We start from the raw sequence: 16,600 nt of genomic DNA, 5'->3' as shown, positions 1-16,600 counted from the left end.
GATAGGAAAATTTATGTATATAATCGGAATTTGGTAGGCAGTTTTGAAGGTGCATTTTCTTCTTAACGAAAACAAACGAAGTGCAGTTTGAGTTTTAGAAGAAAAGTACTTGCATAATCAGTGATTATCTGATATAATACACGAGTATTTGCCCTGATAGCTCAGTAGGTAGAGCATGCGGCTGTTAACCGCAGTGTCACAGGTTCGAGCCCTGTTCGGGGCGCTTGTTTAGGAAACTAGACACGGCGACATAGCCAAGCGGTAAGGCGTGGGTCTGCAACACCCTGATCACCAGTTCAAATCTGGTTGTCGCCTTGATTAGAAAATCTAATCCTATGCGGGAATGCTGGAATTGGCAGACAGGCAAGACTAAGGATCTTGTGTCTGTATAGACGTGAGGGTTCAAGTCCCTTTTCCCGCACTTAAAGAACAACTAAGGTTGTTCTTTTTTTATGTAACACTTTTTTAACAGATTTATAACGCTAACCGTAATCAAAAGTTTAAAATATTGTAATAAATATACTAGTGTAAAGTAATTGTTCAATCTTACAAATTTTGGTATAATTTAAACACTCTAAAATAAAGCAAGGAGTGCTCATGAAAAGGAAAATTCTAACATTGGCATCCGCTCTAACCCTTGTTTCATTATGTAGTTTCAACGCCTATGCAGATATGGATTTGGAGACAAGTAATGCAGTCTCCGGTATGGCCGTAGCCTTAAACAATTATAAGGCAAGCTCTATATCTCCACAGACGGCTCTTGGTGAGTCATTAAAAGAAGCAACCACCAATACTATAGAGATAACGGGAGCTGACGATGCACGAACAAAACTTGTAAATGATACGGTAAAATATGAAGCGCCGTCAATACAAGACAAACTCAAAGAGGATATCATAAAAGATGATATCGTTGTAGCCAATCGAAAAAAAGACACGGTTGTTCATTCAAGCGCAAAAGAGACCGGTGAGGCTGTAGGAAGTATTTCATACAGTTCGGTTGCGACAGTTGTAGGAACTGAGGTGAATGAAAGCGGAGAGTGGTTAAAAATCAACTCCGGAAGTGTTGAAGGTTATGTAAAGGCTTCAGAAGTGGCTACAGGAGAAAAAGCCAAAAAATTGGCGAAAGATGCAATCGTCACATATGCAACTGTTGTAGACATTGATAATGTAAGACTTAGAACAACACCTAATATAACTTCAAATACCCTCACTATGCTTGGAGGCGGAGAGAAGTTTGTAGTCGTAGGACAGGATAACAACTTTGTAAAGGTTCAGGTAGATGACGATCTTACAGGGTATGTTTATAAGGACTTTATAAAGACGGACATATCTTATAAAACAGCTAAGACCACGGAAGAGAGTACTATAGAGGCTCTTGAAAAGGCTAAGCTTGAAACGGAAGCTAAAGAGGCTATGGATATTTATCAAAATCTGGTAGATGCGGACGGCGATAAAACTGTAGCGGCAAATAAAGACACAGTAGTTGCAGATACTACAAAAGCCAAAGAGACAAAGAAGTCTACAGAGGCGACCGAGAAGACAACTTCAGAAAAAACAGGCACTGAACCTAAGACCATAAAATCTCCGGCAGCCGAAAAAAGAGAAACACCTGCAAGTAAAGAGGTGAATATCAATGTTCCGGATACAATAAAAGGAACAACAAAGGCTAATGAAGAAAAATCGGAGGCTCCAAAAGAGACGACAAAACAGCCTGAAACAACGCTAAAGCCTACATCAAAGCCTACGGAAGATGCTACAAAGCAGTCAACTAAGGCGGAAACAAATGCTGATACGGTTGAAGCTACAAAAAATTCCGAGGAGAAAAAAGTTTCGGAAACTATAAAAGCGATAGAAGATACTAAAAAAGAAACAGAATCGTCTAAAGTCACCATAGAAACTGTTAAAGAGCCTGAGGAAACAAAGATTCCTGAAACAACCAAGCAAACTGAAACGGTTCAGGAAAAGATAGATGCCGTACAGGCACCCGGAACAATCAGTGCTGTAGAAGATACAACAAAGCAGACGGAGGCTACAACGGTAGCTGAGGCGCCACAGACTAAGCCTGCAGAATCTAAGGTTGAAATCACTACGCAAGCTACAACTGCGGCAGGATATGGACCGGGTGGAAATACCGAAAAGCCTAAGGAAACAGAGACCAAGGCAAAGAAGGTTCAGAAAGAAAGCTCAGTCGTAACAGGTGAGAACGGTGGACCGGGAGTAAGTAAATCAAAGGCTACCACAACCGCTACAACGGAAAGCACAAAGGCGGCAGTCAAGGAAAATGCTTCAAGAACCGCAATAGTTGCTTATGCTAAGCAGTATGTGGGAAATCCATATGTTTATGGCGGTACATCTTTGACAAACGGTGCAGACTGCTCAGGATTTGTTATGAGAGTTTATGAACAATTCGGAATCAGTACCGGAAGAAATACAAGACAGCAGGCTAATAACGGAAGAGAAATAAGTTTATCCGAAGTTCAGCCGGGAGATCTGCTCTTTTACGGAAGCGGCGGAGAGATAAGCCATGTAGGTATATATATGGGCGACGGAAAGATAGTTCATGCTGCAAATAAGAATCTTGGAATTACAATAGGAAGAAGTGATTACAGAACTCCTATAAAAGCGGTTACATTCCTAAGATAGATTTTATAAAAAAGTTGGGTTGCGATTATTTTGCCCGACTTTTTTATATATTGGATGTAAAAATTATTTGGCATTGATTATAAAAAGTATTATAATGTCATGTAGTAATAAGAAACGGGAGAGGAAAATGAAAAAAAGATTTATATTGTTAGGTGCTGTTTTAGCATTAACTCTAAGTGCATGCATTTCTAAGAAAACGGAAACAGGCTCCTCACAGGAGAGTAAAGCAATAACAAATATTGATACTACAGGATTTCTTGTAACATCAATTAATGCGGATATTCAGACTGCAGATCCACATAAGACATCAAAGGATTATATGGTACCTTTAAATATCTTTGACAGATTGGTGGAAGCAAAGATAAAGAGCGACGGTTCAAGTGAGCTTGTACCTTCATTGGCAAAGAGTTGGGACATATCTGAGGACGGAAAAGTTTACACTTTGCATTTACAGGAAGGTGTAAAATATTCAAACGGTGCCGATTTTAAAGCTGACGATGTGGTGTATTCACTTACAAGAATTTTGGGAGTTACAGGCGCTGTAAACGGTGACTTTGTAAGTCAGATTGAAGGTGCTGATAAAGTTATGGACGGAAGCAGTAAAGAACTTACAGGTGTAAAAGCTTTGGACGATTATACTGTAGAAATCACTTTATCTGAGCCTTATTCGGGATTTTTAGCTTGCCTGTCATCATCACCTGTATGTATGCTTGATAAGGAGACTACAGAGGCTGCAGGCGACAAGTTCGGTATCGACCCTTCAGTAACTGTAGGAACAGGAGCTTTCAAGATGGCGGAGTGGACAGTGAATGATTCTATTGTACTTACAAAGAATGACACATATTGGGGTGGAGATGTATCTCTTCCCGGCGTTCTTATAAGAGTTATACCTGATTCCGAAACAAGGAATATGATGTTCAAGAACGGTGAGCTTGATATACTTGATTTTGATTACATGCTTGACTATATTGATACATATAAGAAAGAAATGCCTGATGTACTTTACCATACTCCAAGAGTAGGTATTACATACTTTACATTCAATGAGAATACGGAGCCTTTAAACAATGTAAATGTGAGAAAAGCAATTTCTATGGCAATCAATCGTCAGGAAATCATTGATTCATTACTTGGCGGTGTAGCAACAATTGAAAACGGTATTTTCCCAAGAGGACTTATAGGATATAATTCTTCATTACCTGAACTTAAGTATGATCCGGACGGAGCGAAAGCTTTACTTGCAGAGGCAGGTTATCCGAACGGATTTGATATGGAGATTTCAGTTGATTCATCATCATCAGATACTACAAAGACTATACTTGAAGTAATATCATCACAGCTGAGTGAAGTCGGTATAAATGCAGAGATAAAGAATTATGACGAATCTACATGGCTTGCAACAAGAAAAGACGGAACACTCGGCTCATTTATGTCAACATGGACTGCAGATTATAATGATCCTGACAACTTTATTTACACATTCTTCGGAAATGAGAATAATACAAAGCAAAGGTCACTTAATTATCCTGACAAGGCTGTAATGGACAGAGTAAGTGCGGCAAGAACAATAGTAAATTCTGAAGAGAGATTATCTGAGTACAATGATCTTGAAAAGAAAATTGTTTCAGAAGATTTTGCATGGTTACCTATGTTCTCAAAAGAACACTATTATGGTGTAAGCAAGAATATCGAGGGATTTGAGCCTAACTGGGCAGGAATTTCAGATATGAGATTTGTAGGCTTTTCAAAAAAATAGCTATAGCACTTAAAATAGATAATTGGTATAATGGAGCGAGATATCGCTCCATTTTTAATTTTATGACGGAGCTTTTTGGAGGCAGTTTTGTTAAAAAATATATTAAAAAGAATTTTGATTTCCATACCTGTTTTGATAGGCGTGGTTTTGATAATATTTATAATGTTAAGAGTAGTACCGGGAGACCCTGTAACCACAATGCTTGGTGAACATGTAAATCAGGTTGTAATAGATAAGATAAGTAAAGAGATGGGGCTTGATAAACCTCTTTATATGCAATTCTTTACATATATTTCACATGCTGTAAGAGGAGATTTCGGGACAAGCTACAGACTGAACAGGAATGTTACAGGTATAATACTTGATGCATTCCCGAATACGGTAAGACTTGCAGTATGTGCCGCAATAGTTTCATGGATAGTCGGCATTGTAAGCGGAATATTTGCGGCAGTAAATAAAAATAATATTTTAGACAGGTTGTTTATGGGCACTGCACTTCTTGGTGTATCCATGCCTGTATTTATGATAGCACTGGTATTGCAATATCTTTTTGCCTACAAGCTGAAAATATTTCCTGTATCGGGATATGAGACAGCGGCTTCAATGGTATTACCTTCTATAGTACTTGGATGGAATTCCGCCGGAAGTATTGCAAGAATGACAAGATCAAATATTTTGGAAGTAATGCAGGAGGACTATATCAGAACTGCCAGAGCCAAGGGACTTTTGGAATTTGCGGTTATGAAATCACATGCTTTAAAGAATGCCATGCTTCCTGTTGTTACAATGATGGCACTCCAGATATCCTCAATGCTTTCAGGTGCGGTTATTACCGAGAATATTTTCGGTATACCGGGAATAGGCAGACTTGCAGTAAATGCAATAGAGACCAGAGATATGCCGCTTTTACAGGGAACGGTTATATTTACTACGATACTGGTTATATTGGGAAATTTGATAGCGGATTCATTGTACTCTATTCTAGATCCGAGAATTAGAAAGGAGATATAGAAAGAGTGGTGAAGAAAAACGATAATATGAGTAAAAATATTGATAAAAAGTCGGTTGTTGACAAGGAAATTTTAATGGAAGAGAGCCTTATTGAAAAGCTGAACACTGTAATTAAACAAAACAAGCTGGCATGCTTTTCTCTTATAGTTATTTTTATAATTATATTTTGCGCCATATTCGCAAATGTGATATGCGTATACGGACCAAACGCACAAAGTTTAAAGGACAGACTTTTGGCACCTTCATTTGCACATCCTCTCGGCACAGATGAACTTGGAAGAGATACATTGACCAGAGTTATATATGGAGCAAGAATATCACTTACCATAGGACTTTTACCGACATTTATTTCAATGACAATAGGTACAATACTTGGACTTATTGCAGGTTACTTCGGCGGAAAGATAGATTTTGCGATAATGAGACTTGCAGATATAATGCTGGCATTCCCGTCACTTTTACTTGCTATGGTTGTAATGTATACAATGGGCGGAGGACTTATAAATATATTTATAGCATTATCTTTGGTAAACTGGGCATCCACATCCAGAGTAATACGTTCAGAAACATTGTCACTTTCAAAGAAAGAATATGTTGAGGCTGCAAAAAGTATGGGTGTAAGTAATGCAACAATTATTTTCAGACATATATTGCCGAACTGTATACCTACATTGGTGGTATTATTTACCTTAAGTATACCTTCAGCCATACTTTCGGAAAGTTCTTTAAGCTTCCTTGGTGTCGGTGCACAGCCACCTACAGCAAGCTGGGGACTTATGGTCGTAAGTGCAAAAAAATATCTGTTTACACAGCCTGTACTTGTATTGGCACCGGCTATGGCTATAATGATTGTAGTTTTAGCATTCAATTTTTTGGGTGATGGACTAAGAGATGTATTAGATCCATATCTTAAGGAGCAGTAATATGGACAATATTTTGACTATAAGAGATTTAAAAGTTGCTTTTCAAGTAAAGGGTAAGCTTGCTTATGCACTTGACGGCATAAATATAGATATACCTAAAGGTAAGATAGTTGGAATAGTAGGTGAAAGCGGATGCGGAAAGTCTATGACTGCCATGAGCATTATGGGACTTATAAAAAATCCCGGAAAGATAGTTGGAGGAAGTATAGACTTTTGCGGCACTGAACTTACAAAATTGAGTGTAAGAGATTATGCAAAAATCAGAGGCAAGGATATTTCCATAATCTTCCAGGAGCCTATGACATCGCTTAATCCCGTGGTAAAAGTGGGAAAGCAGGTAATGGAAGCCATTATTTTGCATGAAAAGATTTCAAAAGAAGAAGCAAAGATGCGTGTCATTGAAATATTTAATGAGGTCGGAATTCCGGAAGCGGAAAAAAGATTTAATTCATATCCTCATGAGCTTTCAGGCGGTCTAAGGCAGAGAGTAATGATAGGTATGGCAATGATATGTAAACCAAAACTTTTAATTGCCGATGAGCCTACGACAGCTTTGGATGTTACTATAGAAGCACAGATTTTAAAGCTGATGAAAAAACTGTGTGAATCTGTCGGAACATCAATTATAATGATAACCCACAATATGGGAGTTGTTGCTGAAATATGTGACTATGTATATGTAATGTATGCAGGCAGAGTGGTGGAGTCAACTCTGACAAAAACGCTTTTTAATGAGACTACACATCCATATACAAACGGACTTTTAAAGTCAATTCCCACTATCGGAAAAAAGCAGGACAGATTGTATACTATAAAGGGAAATGTACCGAATATCTTAAATTTGCCGGAGGGATGCAGATTTGTAGACAGATGTGATTATGCACAGGATATCTGTTTTTCTTCAAGACCGGCAGACGAGTACATAAAGGATAATCATATGGTTTCATGTTTCCTATATAAAAGGATAGAAGATGAAAAATGTAGTATTAAGTTTAAAAAACATAGTTAAGGAATTTCCTACATCAAAGAAAAATAAAAAAGTACATGCCATAAGTAATGTCAGTCTTGATATATATGAGAATGAGACCTTGGCTTTGGTTGGCGAGAGCGGATGCGGTAAATCAACACTCGGAAAATGTGCTATAGGACTTATAAGTCCAAACAGCGGTGAAAGTATATTTCTTAATGAAAATATTTATGAAAAAAAAGGCGAAGAATTAAAGCAGATTAAGAAAAATCTTCAAATAATTTTTCAAGATCCCTATGCTTCTTTAAATCCCAGAATGACTGTAGGCGAGATTATTGCAGAGCCTATTATCACACATAATAAGGGGATGAGAAAAGAAGATATAAAGTTAAAAGTCCTTGATTTAATGGAAGATGTAGGTATCAGAAAGGAATACTATAACAGATATCCGCATCAGTTTTCAGGAGGCCAGAGACAAAGAATAGGAATTGCCAGAGCAATAGCCCTAAATCCTAAGCTTATAGTATGTGACGAGCCTGTATCTGCATTGGATGTATCAATACAGTCACAGATTTTAAACTTACTTAAGGATTTACAGGAGAAGAGAAAAGCATCGTATCTATTTATATCACATGATTTATCCGTGGTGAATTTTATTGCCGACAGGGTTTGTGTAATGTTTTTGGGTAAAATATGTGAAATCGGGAATACTGATGATATTTTTGAAAATCCTCTTCATCCGTATACAAAGCTTTTACTTGATGCCATTCCAAGTATTGAAAATGCAGGAAGGCAAAAGGAAATGCTTAAGGGGGAAATACCAAGTCCTATAGATGTTCCAAGCGGTTGCAGATTTCATACCAGATGCCCGTATTGCATGGAAGTTTGCAGAACAGATGAGCCTGTTTTAAGCGAAAAAAACGGCAGAAGTGTAGCCTGTCATAGGGTAAAATAAGTTTTGTGAGATAGTATAATGGAAGAAAGTATAAAAAATAATAAAAATAACATTATAAAAAATGATATAAAAAGATTTGTCGTTATAACTTTGGCGGCTATTTTGATGGCCGTTAATATCAAGACCTTTGTAAGAACCGGAGATTTATTCCCCGGAGGTGCGACAGGTATTACTTTGCTTATTACCAGATCTGCACGAATATTTTTTAATGTGCAATTGCCATATACACTGGTAAATATTATATTAAATGCGATACCTGTATATATAGGTTTCAGATTTATAGGAAAGAAATTTACACTTTTTTCCTGCTGGGTTATATTGCTGGCAGGATTTTTGGTAGATATTATTCCGGGATATGTAATAACGGAGGATATATTGCTTATAACAATTTTCGGAGGAATTATAAACGGCCTTGTTATAAGTATTTGTCTTCTTATGAATGCCACTACAGGAGGAACCGACTTTATTTCCATTTACTTATCTGAAAAAAAGGGAATGGATGCATTTAATATCATCCTTGTAGGAAATGCGGTAGTACTTTTGATTGCAGGACTTTTATTTGGCTGGGACAGAGCACTGTATTCGATTATTTTTCAATACGTTACAACAACTGTTATACATGTATTGTACAGAAAGTATCAACAGATTACACTGTTCATTGTTACAGATCATCCTAACGAGGTTTGTGAGATAATTTCAGAAATCAGTCACCATGGTGCCACAACATGGAAGGGAGAGGGACATTACAATCATTGTGAGAGAACGCTTGTATACTCAATAGTATCAAGCGCCGAAGCTGATAAAGTGGTAAAGGCAATCAAAGAAATAGATAAGGCCGCATTTATAAATCTTATAAAGACACAACAGCTCCTTGGAAGATTTTACAGAAGAAGAGCGGATTAGAAAATATAGTTATCTAAAAGCGTTCAAATTCTTATAAGCAGAGAAATTTGACCGCTTTTTGTATTAAAAAAGAGGTATAGAAATGAAATTATTAGATGCCGGCAGTATATATAAAGGATTTGAATATCCGAAAGAATTTTTAAAGATTGTTCATTTGGGTTTGACGGATTTTGATTTTTGGTATTTGATGGATTATGAGCATGCTGCTTGCAGAATAAAAAGCTTACAAGAAAGATATCCTGAGAGAAAATTGGTTCCCTTTGCAAGAAGAGGTGACAATGATGATATAGTTTGCTTTGATATCGACAAAGGCGGAAGGGTGCAAAAAATCCATGACTTTGCAAGTTCAGGATGGGAACAGAGAAAGGATTATGAAAGCTTTTGGGATTGGTTTAGAGAGGCTATAGACGAGATGATAGAAGAAGGGGAATACGATGAAATATGAAGAATTAAGCAAGGAAGTTTGGTTAAATAATATAGTTAAAGTTTAACAGCAATAGTAATTGACACTAATGCATAATCTGTGGTATAAAATGGGTTAAATAAAAAATCAGAAAAAGATGGGTGAATAGGATGAAAAACAGAATATTTTGTAAAAGTCTTGTTGCAGGTATTGTTTCTTTCAGCTTAATGCTGGGGCAGATTCTGCCGACCTTTGGTGCGGTACAGGATAAGGAATCGGTAAGAAAATACTATTACTATCAAGACGTACTTAGAGATGCGAAGAGCAAAGTGTCTAAGGTGGCAAAAAAGGAGACAACTCATGAAAAAATACCAAGTGAGTTGGCAGAAGAGTATACCGACGAGTATGGTGCCGTTACTAAGGATACTTATGACGAAGCCGGTAATCTGATTAGTAGAAATATTAACGGTAAAGATGTTGTACAGTTTTCATATGATAGTGCCGGTAATATAACAAGTATCAAGGATGCACTTGGTTTTGAAACAAAGTATGAGTATGATGAGAGTAATAGGCTTATTGCCAATATAGATGCATTGGGGAATAAGACAAATTATACTTATGATGGTGAAAATCTATCAAGAGTTATATTGCCGGATAATAGTGAAACAAGCTATAAGTACGACTCACAGGGTAGAGTTATTACTCAAACAGAAGCTAACGGTCTTATTACAAATATACAATATGATGAAGCCGGAAATATCATAAGACTTTATGATAATAAGGATTTAGATGAAAACTATACTTATGACAGTGCTAATAATCTACTGACGGAAACAAACAGCTTGGGAGAAAAGACAAGCTATACATATGATTCAGAGGGTAGAGTAACAAAGATAGACTATGCAGATAAAACTTCTGAGAGTTTTTCATATGATGAAGCAGGTAATCTGATAAAAAGTGTAGATATATATGGAGTGGGTACAGAATACACTTATGACACATCAGGTAATCTGATAAAAGAAGCAAGCGGAGAAGATGTCATTGAGTATACATATGATAATGCCGGCAATCTGTTGACTGAAAAAGAAGCTGACGGAAGTAAGAGTGAGTATAAGTATGATGCTAAAGGGAATATAGTAGAAACAAAGGACGCACTGGGTAATATACAAAAGTTTTCATATGACATCAATGATAATCTGATATTGTATGTGGATGGTAAAAATCAGCCGATAGTATATAGATATGATGCACTTGGACAAAATACGGAAATAGTATATCCTGACGGCAGTAGTGAAAAGTATAAGTATGATGCACTTGGAAATATAATTGAATTTATAGATATAGACGGCAGTAAAACAACATACACTTACGATTCACTAAGTAGATTGGTAGAAAAGAAAGATACGTCGGGAAACTATGAAAAATACAGCTATGATACTCTTGGTGATATAACTTCTATTACAGATAATAAAGGGAATGAAAAAAAGTACTCCTATGACTTGTATGGACAGCTTACAGAGGAGAGTGACCAAAGCGGGAAAAGATATACATACACCTATGATAAAATAGGTCAGGTGATTTCAGAAAGCATTGACGGTGAAGATTTCTCATATACTTATGACACTTTTGGAAATACTTTAGAAGAGAAGAGCAGCAGCGGATATAATGCACAGTATAAGTATGATAAACTTGGTCAGCTGATAGAAGAAAATAACAGCACCGGAGAAGCCAACAGCTATAATTACAACAATGTAGGAAACTTAATAAATGAGGTATATAAGAATATAAATACCGGAGCATCTGAAAATATTTCATATACACTTGATAATAAGAGTCAAGTAACAGGTATGAAAACAGATGCGGATGATATCAGGTTATATTATAATGCCAAGGGGCAGATAACACAAAAAGACAGTAAAGCAGGGAGTGAAAAATTCTCATATGATGCTGATGGCAATCTTACAAAAATAACCGGAGGAGGCAAAGAGGATACCGATTTTACATATAGTGTAAGAAATCGTCTGCTTTCTATAAACCCTAATAAGAAACAAGAAAATAATGATATACAAAAAGAGCTTATAGAGACCAAGCTTGGAGATATTTTCTACAAATCTGATGATAATGGAATAGTAGAGTACAGTGACGGAAATTCACATACCACATATTTAAAAAGAGATAGTCAGGGGCGAGTGGTAGAGAGAAAAAATCCAAGTGGTGATGTGGAGTATTATGAATATAGCAACAGTGATACTCCAATCAAGATAGTAAAGGCTGACGGAAAGCAATTAACATATGAGCTTGACAGTGAGGGCAGGATACTATCTCAAAGTGAATTGTCAGATGGTGAAAGTAAGAAACTTTTAGAATACCGATATGATGAGAATGGGAATATATCAGAAGCTACAGGGAATACCGGAACTTCCATCTACAAGTATGATAACAGTGGAAATATTTTAAATTATACAGATATATTCGGAAAGACAATAAATTATACTTATGATGAAAGAGGAAATTTAAGTAAGCTTGAAGCAGACGGTGAGCTGCCAACTGTATATACATATGACAGTGAAGATAGAATTATATCTGTAATATACGGTGATAATAAAACTGTCAGCTATGAGTATGTGGAAAATACTACAATTACACATCTGCCGGATAACAAGACTATTGTAGAAAAATATAATGATAGCGGTGAATTAGTAGAAAAGACATATACTGATGATGCAGGAAATATCATATATAAGATCTCATTGGAGTATGACGGTGAAGACAGAATATCTAAAAGATATGTTGTGTTGAGTAAGGATAATAAGGAATCTAATACTAAAGAAAGAGCATTAACAGATCAGGATACGCTGACAGCCACAAGTGAGAATGTATTATCAGTGGAGGATACTGTATCAGATAATTCAGGTAATAATACAGATTTTATAAAGTTAGAATACCGATACAGTTATACTGATAATTCACAGCTAAAAAGTGAGAGTATCGTAAGTGATATAGGTACAAAAGATATAAGCTATACCTATGATAATGCAGGCAATAGAACAAGTGAAACCATAAAAACAGGTGATAAAGAAGAAGTAACTACATTTACATATGATGAAAGCAACAGGCTTATCAAAAAACAATCACCTAAGAAAACTACCATATATTCTTATGATAAAAACGGTAATCGTAGATCAGCTACAAGTGATGGAGAGAAGTTTAGCTACACATATGATATCAATGATAACCTGACAGGAATAAAGAAAAATGATGTAACAATATTTGAAGCAATCTATGATGCAATGGGAGAGCGAGTTCTTACCAAAGAACTGAATTCCGACGGTACTTTGGAAAGTAAATACAGATTAAATGATGTAAGCTTTGAAGATACACAGGTGCTATCTGTTTATAATGACAGTTCAAAAACGAATTTAATATACGGAAATGAAAGGACAGTTGAACTTTCAACCGGTACTGAGAGTATATTTATAACAGATGAAAAAGAAAGTGTATTAGGTAGAATCGGAGAAGAAAATGTATTCTATACACCATTTGGAGATAATGAAGATACAAATTTTATTGATACTCAAAAAGCTTTAATAACCGGCTTTGGATTTGATGGAGAATGGAAAGATAGTACAGGATTATATTATCTAAGAGCCAGATATTATGATCCGAATGCAGGGGTGTTCTTATCAGAAGACAGTGTAAGTGGAGATATAGAGTCAGCGATCAGCTTAAACGGGTACAGCTTTGTAGAAAATGACCCTGTCAATTATACCGACCCAAGCGGAAATACAAGAAACAGGGGAAAATCCACAGGCAGAGGTAAGGGCGCAAAGGGAAAGCAGATAAGCAAAAAGACAACCGCAAGTACTAAGGGAAAAGCTTCAAATAAATCCAAATCTCCAAAGCTGAAGATGCCGAAAATATCGCCAAAGGCAAAAGCACAATCAAAGAAACAGGATAAACCAAAGAATTCAGGCAGAAGATTAGGTAAGCAAAATATAAGACAAAGTACAAACCTGTCAAGAAGCTTTGGAAGAAGAACTGCCAACAGCTATTCTAAAAACCATTCAAAGAATGTTAACGCAAATGCAAGTAGGTCAGGGAGAAATACCGCCAACAGATTTGCATCAAGTATACGACCAAGACCTGTGGTTGCTAAGGGTGTAAATGAAAAGTCAAGAAAAAGTTATAGGAGTAATATAAATATAACGATACCGCCTACAATAATTAACCCTAATGCCGATACAGCAAAGGCTAAAAAGGCTTTTCAAGATATAAACAAGAATAATGATGACTTTGCAAAAAGGGCAAAGAAAGATCCGATACTTTATTTTTATACAGCTTATGGAGCAATAGATTCCTTAAATACAAATACAAAAAACCTTAAAGCACTTGTAGAAGCAGGGGTTATAAAATTACCGAACATAGGTATACACTATGATAATCTAAGGAATATCGTTATAAGGGAGACTACAAAAGCAGGAAATTCTGTATATGCTGCAAAGATACCTATAATATCAAATGGACTAGGAAGATTCCTAGGAGCTACAAATATGCCGAAGAATGCCGGCTTAATGTCTGCAATAGGGGCATACTATAGAGGGGTGTATATAAAGGGACTTTTCGGTACTGCAGACGGTATTTATAGTACAGTGGTACATCCTATAAAAACTGTAGAGGGATTAACAGATATAATAGTGAACCCCGGGATGTTGGTGAAAGCTGTAAAAAACTATACAAACGAAAAGATAATTCATGGAAGTAGTGAGGATAGAGCAGAGCTTTTAGGACATGCAGCATTTGAAATAGGGTTGGCTGCAGTTACAAATGGTTATGCAAAATCCGGAAAAGGGGCTAAAAAAGCAAGTGAATCATCAAAAGCCGCTGATATAGCAGATGATGTTGGTGATATATCAAAGGGATCAAAAACCTCATCAAAAATATACGGGATTGGAGATGAAATTGCAGGTAGTTCAAATATAAAGCAGCCGTCAAAGATAGTTTACTCATCTAAGGCTGCAGAAATTGGAGAACAAGCAGGTGATATATCAGGTATTGATAAGAAAATAAACCCTGTCAAACCGCCATCAAAAATAGCTGAACCGAATAAGCCGCCTATAGAGATACCTGAATCTAAAAATTCTACAAAATTGTCTGATATAACCGAAAAACCAAAGCTGCCTGAACTTGAAAAGCCGATAGATAAAGTTGATGATATAGCTAAAGAAAAGCCTTTGCCCGAGGAGTATATAAAGTCTGAGGATAAGAAGGAAGTACCAAAGGCTATAGAAGGTGCTACAGCGGCAGGGAAACCGGGAACTACATTCTTAAGTACGAATGGTAATAAGACAAAGTATGAAAATAATTCAAAAACAGTATTCGAAATTGCCGAACAAAATAGTAAAAATATAAATAATGCTATACAATCAAGATTATCTAATAAGGATATTGGAAAATTTGTTGAAGGAAAAGTTGCAGATTATATAATGAATAATACAAATGAAACTGTAAAAAAATTAGGCGCAAAAGTAAAGGCACTTTCAGGTGAAAAGCTTAAACCGGAAAAGATAGGAGCAGATATAGGAGACCTGGATATAATGTCGGATAACTATCTTATAGAGGCAAAGAGCGATGTACAAAATGTAAAGTTTTCTCAGATAGAGAAGTATTTGGATAAAAATAATCCTGAATACATTAATGTAGGGGATAAAAAGGTTATTTTATATATAGACAGTGGACTGGAGGGAGCAAGCGCAAAAGACCTTGAAGCGGTAGAAAAGTCAAGAGAGCTTGGAGCTATAATAGTTACAGATTTAGAAGAATTAGGGAGGATATTAAGGTAATGGGAGCATCAGCGTCAATATTTAGAAAAGGTAAATATGTAACAGAAAAAGACTTGGATATAATAATTGATATATTTACAGAAATGGGATTTTATTCAAGTAATAAAGTGGATATGAGTTCAGGTGAAAGAGTGTGTTTAAGTGTGAGTTTTTTTAATGATGAGTGGGCAAGAAAGTGGGATGAGGACGAACTTGATTCATTAGATGATAATGACCATATTATAATTTACTTCTATCCTAATGTGGAAATAGAGCTTGGAGAATATATTCCAAGTATGGGAGAAGAAGTACCGGATTACCTTAACTTTGAAGATATTTCAGGTAGAGGCAGATTATTACTGGAATTTTTACATAGATATTTTAAATTGTTTCCGGAAGATGTATTTAGGCGAAGTCACTTTTATACAAAGAATGATATAGATAAGTTATATGCGAAAGTACCGTGGAATGAGATTTGGATGTATGAAGATCCTAAAACATTCTAAATTATACTATTGATATTTTTTTAAGAGGAGCTGTGAGCTGTTTTATATCTAACAGCTCTTCTTCATTAAAATAATATTAATAGGGAAATAGTTGTAAGAAAGTGGTCACAAATTTCTATACAAGTTGAAGGTAGGCTGGAGTAAAATTATTCTGTAGCAATGAGTGTTAGGGAGAATATTAAGATAATGGGAGCATCAGCATCGCTGTTCAGGAAAGGTGAATATCCAACAGAAAAAGACTTGGATATAATAATTGATATATTTACAAAGATGAAGTTTTATTCAAGTGGTAAAGATAAAGAAAAATTAAGAACAGGCGAAAGTTTTAGTATTAGCTTTACTAATGATCATTGGAGAAGAAAATGGGATGATGACGAATATCAATGGGATTCACTGGATGATAATGATCATATTATAATTTATTTTTATCCGAAGCCAAAAGAATCACATGAATACTATATTCCAAGTATAGGAGAAACAGTACCAAGTTATATTATTTTTGACGATATTTCAGGTAGAGGCAGATTATTACTGGAATTCCTGCATAGATATTTTAAATTGTTTCCGGAGGATGTATTTATGGAGGTGCACTTTTATACAAAGGATGATATAGATAAGTTATATGCAAAAGTACCATGGAATGAGACTTGGATGTATGAGGATCCTAAAACATTCTAAATTATACTATTGATATTTTTTAAGAGGAGCTGTTTT

The 16,600-nt window shown here is 35.9% G+C and carries 11 protein-coding genes and 3 tRNA genes; all 14 read left to right on the top strand.

Features of this window, described 5'->3' with window-relative positions:
- The first annotated feature begins 150 nt into the window (after positions 1 to 150).
- Positions 151 to 223 (top strand) — tRNA-Asn (locus tag HMPREF1495_RS12015).
- A gap of 21 nt (positions 224 to 244) precedes the next feature.
- Positions 245 to 315: transfer RNA gene (locus tag HMPREF1495_RS12010), tRNA-Cys, on the top strand.
- Between the two features lie 22 nt (positions 316 to 337).
- Positions 338 to 421 (top strand) — tRNA-Leu (locus HMPREF1495_RS12005).
- 176 nt (positions 422 to 597) lie between these two features.
- Complete coding sequence (locus HMPREF1495_RS12000; RefSeq protein WP_034215201.1) at positions 598 to 2,643, top strand: C40 family peptidase; 2,046 nt, start codon at positions 598 to 600, stop codon at positions 2,641 to 2,643.
- Between the two features lie 127 nt (positions 2,644 to 2,770).
- Positions 2,771 to 4,399 carry an ABC transporter substrate-binding protein gene (locus tag HMPREF1495_RS11995; RefSeq protein WP_034215199.1) on the top strand — a complete coding sequence of 543 codons (1,629 nt, stop codon included), beginning with the start codon at positions 2,771 to 2,773 and terminating at the stop codon, positions 4,397 to 4,399.
- Between the two features lie 87 nt (positions 4,400 to 4,486).
- The gene (locus HMPREF1495_RS11990) at positions 4,487 to 5,410 is read left to right on the top strand and encodes an ABC transporter permease (RefSeq protein WP_034215197.1); all 924 of its coding nucleotides are present in this window, start codon (positions 4,487 to 4,489) and stop codon (positions 5,408 to 5,410) included.
- Positions 5,411 to 5,436: 26 nt separating this feature from the next.
- Positions 5,437 to 6,333 (top strand): ABC transporter permease, encoded by an 897-nt coding sequence (locus tag HMPREF1495_RS11985; protein ID WP_034215203.1) that lies wholly within the window; start codon positions 5,437 to 5,439, stop codon positions 6,331 to 6,333.
- Position 6,334: 1 nt separating this feature from the next.
- Positions 6,335 to 7,342: an ABC transporter ATP-binding protein gene (locus HMPREF1495_RS11980; protein WP_034215194.1), complete on the top strand. Its 1,008-nt coding sequence runs from the start codon at positions 6,335 to 6,337 to the stop codon at positions 7,340 to 7,342.
- Positions 7,305 to 8,255: an ABC transporter ATP-binding protein gene (locus HMPREF1495_RS11975; protein ID WP_034215192.1), complete on the top strand. Its 951-nt coding sequence runs from the start codon at positions 7,305 to 7,307 to the stop codon at positions 8,253 to 8,255. Before HMPREF1495_RS11980 ends, HMPREF1495_RS11975 begins: the two co-directional genes overlap by 38 nt.
- Positions 8,256 to 8,273: 18 nt before the next feature.
- Complete coding sequence (locus HMPREF1495_RS11970) at positions 8,274 to 9,158, top strand: YitT family protein (RefSeq protein WP_034215190.1); 885 nt, start codon at positions 8,274 to 8,276, stop codon at positions 9,156 to 9,158.
- 82 nt (positions 9,159 to 9,240) lie between these two features.
- On the top strand, positions 9,241 to 9,603 hold the full coding sequence (locus HMPREF1495_RS11965) for an SMI1/KNR4 family protein (protein WP_034215188.1): 363 nt from the start codon (positions 9,241 to 9,243) through the stop codon (positions 9,601 to 9,603).
- Positions 9,604 to 9,731: 128 nt separating this feature from the next.
- Positions 9,732 to 15,401, top strand: coding sequence for an RHS repeat-associated core domain-containing protein (locus HMPREF1495_RS11960; RefSeq protein ID WP_034215185.1), 5,670 nt, complete (start codon positions 9,732 to 9,734; stop codon positions 15,399 to 15,401).
- Entirely contained in the window at positions 15,401 to 15,886 is a 486-nt protein-coding gene (locus HMPREF1495_RS11955) for a hypothetical protein (protein WP_034215182.1), read from the top strand. The genes HMPREF1495_RS11960 and HMPREF1495_RS11955 overlap by 1 nt, the downstream gene beginning before the upstream one ends.
- A 186-nt stretch (positions 15,887 to 16,072) precedes the next feature.
- A complete protein-coding gene (locus tag HMPREF1495_RS11950) occupies positions 16,073 to 16,564 on the top strand; it encodes a hypothetical protein (RefSeq protein ID WP_034215180.1) in 492 nt (163 codons plus the stop codon).
- The last annotated feature ends 36 nt before the right edge of the window (positions 16,565 to 16,600 follow it).

The sequence above is a fragment of the Lachnoanaerobaculum sp. MSX33 genome, assembly GCF_000512995.1.
In the GTDB taxonomy this organism is placed as follows: domain Bacteria; phylum Bacillota; class Clostridia; order Lachnospirales; family Lachnospiraceae; genus Lachnoanaerobaculum.
This window is presented reverse-complemented; position numbering and strand designations above follow the sequence as displayed.